Raw genomic sequence first — 5,077 nt, 5'->3', positions numbered from 1 at the left:
GACTTTTTGGTGTGGTATAGGTGACTTTTTGGTGTGGTATAGGTCTTTTAATCATTGTTATTAAAGAATTTCAACGTATCTAAAAGCATTTAAAAACTTAAAAATAATTAAAAACATTGAGAATGAAAAATTGCCCTTGGTTTTCGCTACGCTCAAACTCTATTGAATCTCGCTTTCGCTCGATTCAGGGGCAATTTTTTGGTTAATTCCTTCGTGAATTTGAGAAAAAGCAAAAGCAACTCGGAATTCGCTTCGCTCATAAAGCTTTATGCTCGCTTCGCTCGGTCTTGGTTCTAATTTCAACATCTAAACTTCACTTTTTTAGGTTGATTAACCTAAAAAAGCGGTTTTTCAGAGGACTGAGGCGCGAATTTTGGCTATGTCGCTCGTAGACACTCGCTTTGTACTTTCTGATCCAGATCCATTTTAAAAAGCCGGACCATCATAATCATTTCGTTTCGGTTCAAGCTGTGAGGGTTGTATTTCAGGTTTTAGCTTCGGCTGTGATGTTGGTTCAATCACTGGTTTTGACCGTACGGATAGGACTTTAAATTCCATGTCGGGTTCTGGGTATAACCTAGCGTTGTTGAGATTATAATTGATGGTATCGATATCCCATTTTTCGTGATGCAGGATCGGTTGCTGGGTTTGAATAATTTCGTCGATATCGTGGCCCAGTTCTTTTTTGTTGTAGGCTTTTTTAATGAGGTGATTGAGGTAGTGCATCACTTCGGGAGAGCTGAAGGGTTCGTTTGAGCAGCTGTGGAAGTATTCATGCTGTTGATCAAAGTGCTTTTGGCGCTGTTCTAATTCTCTTTCTTTGGCATTGTGTTCTCTGATTTTCTGGATTTCCGCCAGGTATTCCACAGTTTCATTTTGTTTGCCTGTCCCCAGTTTGGGTTCTGGTAGGTAGAGGGTGCCATGTATCTCGTTGTATTTTTCGTAGTTGTCTGCGGAGACTTGGTTTTTAATTTGGATCTCCTGGCCATCGATATGGTAAGTCACCGTTGGGCTATGTTCTGCCAATGCGTCATTCAGGTGATTTTCCCAGGCTTTTCGGATATGCAGGAGGTAAGTGGAGTAGTCGGCATAGCCATCCTGTAGCTGAATTTTCTTCGCTCCGCCTTTGTTTGGATCTTTAGCGTTGTAGCGTTTGAAGTATTGTTCCGGACTTCGTTCAATACCGTCATCGGCTTTGAGTGAAAACATCAGGTGGCAATGGGGTTGTTCTTCACTACTTAGGCGTGATTTTACGTTGTGTATGGCGTAGGAATGAGGGTAGTGGTGTGTTGCTATGGTTTTTTCAATAAATGTCTCTACGAGCGTTTTACGCTGTTCTACGGTGAATTCATTCGGTAAGGCTATTTCGTATTCCATATAAACCTTGGCATTGGCCCGTTCAAAGGTGTCGGCTGCTTGCCAAAATTCAACAGGATCTTTGACCCAGGAGGGCATGCATCGCCCTGGTTCGACATGTTCGAGGATTTCTGCGCTCTTTTTGCGGATACCTTCGTATTGCAGGAGTCGGGAAATGTACAGGTAGTGGCCGAGTGCGTAGCCTTTATTTTTACTTTTGACGCTGAAATGGTAACTGGCCATGTTCACTTCCTTGGGGTGTTGTTGGTTTTTATGGAGTGAAACGCAATAAAAATCTCCGGATTATGCAATGCCTACAGGGCTGAAATAATCCGGTTAAAGGGGGTCAAGGGGGAATCGCCCCATTGCGTACTAGTTTCTCCGATAGGAAGAAACTGTCAAGTGCGAATTATTTAAAATAAAAATATAAATTCTTTTCAAGAAATTTTATTTTTATTTTAAATAATTATTTTCAGACTGCCCGATTGAATTATGGTAAAACCATAATTCAATCGGTAGCAGTTCTGAAAATTAGGCGGCAGATAGATGACATTGGATAAATCAAAAAAACGTGGCAGACCTGCGCAACTTTTACAAATCGCAGAGTTACATGCATTTGTAGACTATCTTTCACAGAAGAAGGATCGCTCTGATTTACAGAATGATGTGATTGCGATGCTACGAGCTGAAAAATTTAATTTTGATTCATTGTCTGAAGCTAAACAGATTTTAGTAAAAGAAGCCTTAAAACCTTATCGTGAGCATATGAAGTTGAACTTATTGTTTGATGAGGTGTCTGTACAGTATCCGCAGACCGCATATGAAAAGAAGTTTGTGCAGTTGTTTGAGGCGTATCGGGACAATGAGTTGAGTGGTGCTGATTTTAATATCTTGAAAACAATGGCGACTCGTTATCTGAGTTTCAAAGCGCATAAGCTTGAGTTGAGTGATTTAGAGCTTTATTTGAGTCAGATCCAGAAGAAGGAAGCCAATAAAAAAAGAACGGCTGAAAACCATCGTAAGTTTGAGTTGGGCGGTGCTGTGTTGGCTGCTTTCAAGGAGTTAGGGATTGATATTAGTGAATCGACTCCTGAACAGGTGAAGAATCGCATTAAGAATGTGACAAAATTCCACAATGATGTAGTAAAATCTAAGGTATATCAGGAAGTTAAAAATTATAAAAATGAATATTTTGAGCGGAATAAGCTTTTTCATCAGGTATTAGAGGGACTGAATACCTGGAAAAAAGAGGGTGAGTTATTGTCAGTCATCGAAATTAAGAAAGCTTTGGTCAAAAATCAGGAATAGCCTTTCTCAGAAAGGCTATTCAGGCGAATTTCGCATAAGGCGTATTATGTTAATTTTAGAAAATATTAAGAAATATCATTTCTATCCGATTAAGTCTTTATATTGATTTATACTAAGAATGGTATGCCTCTTTTTCTTAGAACAACATTAACCTTTTCATGCCACTCTTTAATTATTTTTGTTGTTTCAACTTCACTACTAACGCATTTAGTAAGAGTGCCCCTTGGTTGAGGTAATGTTTTCCCCCATAACTCCCAATCCAATATACGAACTGGGCGCCTATGTTTAATCCATCCCATTTCGCTTTGATCGTCATCTACTCTGTAAGCTCCACCAATGACTTGAACTAGAGCAATTAATTTAGAACCATTTTTTATGGCAACTATATCATTTACCTCTAATTTATTTATAAAAATTGCAATAACTTCCTGTCCTTCCTTCCAGTCACCTAAACCTATAATTTTTTTATTTTCTAAGATGCTATATAAATTTTCATCAGAAAATGATTGATCATCTGGATGTATTTGCATATGCCAATATGTTGTCATTATTTATACCTATTTTTAGAATATCTAGAATTAATATCCAATAGCTTTCAAATATTTCGATAATCTTTTTAGAGACTTATCTACAGCTTCTTTATTTTCAGCTTTATTCAAGCCATCTTTAAGAACACCGATTAATTGAGGATTTTTTACCAATGTAATATGAAAATCGTCATAGATAGGTAAGGTTTCATTCTCGGCATAGCAAATAGAAGCACATAACAAACTAGCTAAGTCTAAAACACGGTGGATAGGCAGTTCTTCAGATTGTCTAGACCATTTCTCACCGGTATATCGCCATACCTTTGCAGAAAGATCCATATCCTTAGAATTACTCCACTGAGCTAAGCCAATGGATAAACCTTGTGCATCTGTACTTTCTGGATATTTTCCATCTAACTTTGAATAATCTTCTAATTTCACAATTGGCTTATGTGATAAATGATTAGGTATATCCATGTACTTTTCACTCTTAATAAGTAACTCGATTACTAAAATATTTAGTAAATCTATTACTAACAACTTTACTAAATTATTTAGTAAAGTAAAGACTTATTTTTCACACCCATTTAACATAATGGACGTTATGCGAAATCAAATTTTATAAGTTAAATAAAATCATATACTTAACTATTTTACATCACCCGAAACCACCGCAAAAATCCGCTTTCGAAACAAAGCGGATCTTTTTTGAGCATGTTTGATACTTCTTGCCAATAATTTTGACTAAAAATTACTCCAATTAGCTTGAGTGATACAAATTTGTGATACATTATTGTATATACAAATTTGAATGTTTTTTATGGAACTGTATTTCGAATGGGATGAGGCTAAAAACCAAAAGAATCAGAAAAAACATGATGTATCTTTTGAAACGGCAAGCCTCGTTTTTGAAGATCCTTTACGGATCTCGATCCAGGATCGACATACTAATGGTGAAGAACGTTGGCAAACGATCGGTATGGTTAAAGGTGTACTGATGTTATTGGTGGCTCATACAATCATTGACGATGATGAATGTGAGATCATATGAATCATTAGTGCAAGGCAAATCACTAAAGCGGAACGCAATCAATATGAGCATGGTTAGATATACACGCAAAGAACTGAATGAAAATTTCAGTGACAAGCAAGATGCTGAAATTAAACGCTTGCTTGCGAAGGGGACTGTACCAGATGAGGAATTAGATCTATCTGACATTCCTGAGGTTACCGACTGGAGTCATGCTGTTCGCCATGAGCAATTTTATCGTCCATTGAAGCAACAAACATCTGTTCGTCTTGATGCGGATGTACTTGCATGGTTAAAGGCTCAAGGCAAAGGCTATCAGACACGCATGAATAAAATTCTGCGTGAAGCAATGTTAAAAGATTTAAAAAATCATTCATAAAACATGTACTATGCTAATTTATTTCATTTCTCCATTCTGTTTGTGTCTAGCCGATTTATATAGTTGTTTAAATGCTAGGGTTCTATTCAAACATGGAAAATAGAAACCAGTTTCTACCTTATTTAACATAAAATTAAATCATGTGACTTCAGAATAACTCTTCACCTTTGAGACAGAACAATGCAACAAATTGATGTATCTAAACTATTTATTTCATATAGTTGGTCAAGCTCAGAACATGAAGAATGGGTATTAGAATTAGCTGAAAATTTAATAAAAGATGGTATTGATATTGCCCTAGATAAATGGGAATTAAGAGAAGGGGATGACCCAATAATTTTCATGGAAAGTATGGTTAATGACCCTACTATAACCCGAATCGCGGATAAGCAATTGACTTGAAAAATAAGAGGACTAGAGCCATCAGTTGAGTTACCACACCAAACTCACAACTCTAGTCCTGATGTTCAATAGTAC

At 36.9% G+C, this 5,077-nt stretch carries 7 protein-coding genes; 4 read left to right on the top strand and 3 right to left on the bottom strand.

The window, feature by feature from the left end; all coding sequences use genetic code 11:
• Window positions 1–426: 426 nt before the first annotated feature.
• Entirely contained in the window at window positions 427–1,599 is a 1,173-nt protein-coding gene (locus tag ADA42_RS10280) for a MobA/MobL family protein (RefSeq protein ID WP_048765066.1), read from the bottom strand.
• Window positions 1,600–1,902: 303 nt separating this feature from the next.
• Here ADA42_RS10280 and ADA42_RS10275 point away from each other — a divergent pair, with 303 nt between their 5' ends.
• Window positions 1,903–2,664, top strand: coding sequence for a hypothetical protein (locus ADA42_RS10275; RefSeq protein WP_048765064.1), 762 nt, complete (start codon window positions 1,903–1,905; stop codon window positions 2,662–2,664).
• A gap of 107 nt (window positions 2,665–2,771) precedes the next feature.
• Here ADA42_RS10275 and ADA42_RS10270 read toward each other — a convergent pair whose 3' ends face one another.
• Window positions 2,772–3,212: a hypothetical protein gene (locus ADA42_RS10270; RefSeq protein ID WP_048765061.1), complete on the bottom strand. Its 441-nt coding sequence runs from the start codon at window positions 3,210–3,212 to the stop codon at window positions 2,772–2,774.
• A 30-nt stretch (window positions 3,213–3,242) separates the two neighbouring features.
• Window positions 3,243–3,668 carry a DUF6530 family protein gene (locus ADA42_RS10265; RefSeq protein WP_048765059.1) on the bottom strand — a complete coding sequence of 142 codons (426 nt, stop codon included), beginning with the start codon at window positions 3,666–3,668 and terminating at the stop codon, window positions 3,243–3,245.
• 343 nt (window positions 3,669–4,011) lie between these two features.
• On the opposite strand from ADA42_RS10265, the gene ADA42_RS10260 reads away from it, so the two are divergent.
• The 3 genes from ADA42_RS10260 (at window position 4,012) to ADA42_RS10250 (ending at window position 5,002) form a co-directional block, all read left to right on the top strand.
• Window positions 4,012–4,242, top strand: a complete 231-nt coding sequence (locus tag ADA42_RS10260; RefSeq protein ID WP_048765058.1) for a BrnT family toxin — start codon at window positions 4,012–4,014, stop codon at window positions 4,240–4,242.
• 43 nt (window positions 4,243–4,285) lie between these two features.
• Complete coding sequence (locus tag ADA42_RS10255; protein ID WP_004942855.1) at window positions 4,286–4,600, top strand: BrnA antitoxin family protein; 315 nt, start codon at window positions 4,286–4,288, stop codon at window positions 4,598–4,600.
• Between the two features lie 180 nt (window positions 4,601–4,780).
• Window positions 4,781–5,002, top strand: coding sequence for an SEFIR domain-containing protein (locus ADA42_RS10250; protein WP_048765056.1), 222 nt, complete (start codon window positions 4,781–4,783; stop codon window positions 5,000–5,002).
• Window positions 5,003–5,077: the final 75 nt, after the last annotated feature.

Origin of the sequence: Acinetobacter sp. 243_ASPC (assembly GCF_001054715.1) — a bacterium.
GTDB classification, from domain to species: domain Bacteria; phylum Pseudomonadota; class Gammaproteobacteria; order Pseudomonadales; family Moraxellaceae; genus Acinetobacter; species Acinetobacter soli.
This window is presented reverse-complemented; position numbering and strand designations above follow the sequence as displayed.

Coding starts and splice junctions, on each gene's coding strand:
- ADA42_RS10280 (WP_048765066.1), bottom strand. CDS start 1,599: ATGGCCAGTTACCATTTCAGCGTCAAAAGTAAAAATAAAGGCTACGCA.
- ADA42_RS10270 (WP_048765061.1), bottom strand. CDS start 3,212: ATGACAACATATTGGCATATGCAAATACATCCAGATGATCAATCATTT.
- ADA42_RS10265 (WP_048765059.1), bottom strand. CDS start 3,668: ATGGATATACCTAATCATTTATCACATAAGCCAATTGTGAAATTAGAA.
- ADA42_RS10255 (WP_004942855.1), top strand. CDS start 4,286: ATGAGCATGGTTAGATATACACGCAAAGAACTGAATGAAAATTTCAGT.
- ADA42_RS10275 (WP_048765064.1), top strand. CDS start 1,903: ATGACATTGGATAAATCAAAAAAACGTGGCAGACCTGCGCAACTTTTA.
- ADA42_RS10260 (WP_048765058.1), top strand. CDS start 4,012: ATGGAACTGTATTTCGAATGGGATGAGGCTAAAAACCAAAAGAATCAG.
- ADA42_RS10250 (WP_048765056.1), top strand. CDS start 4,781: ATGCAACAAATTGATGTATCTAAACTATTTATTTCATATAGTTGGTCA.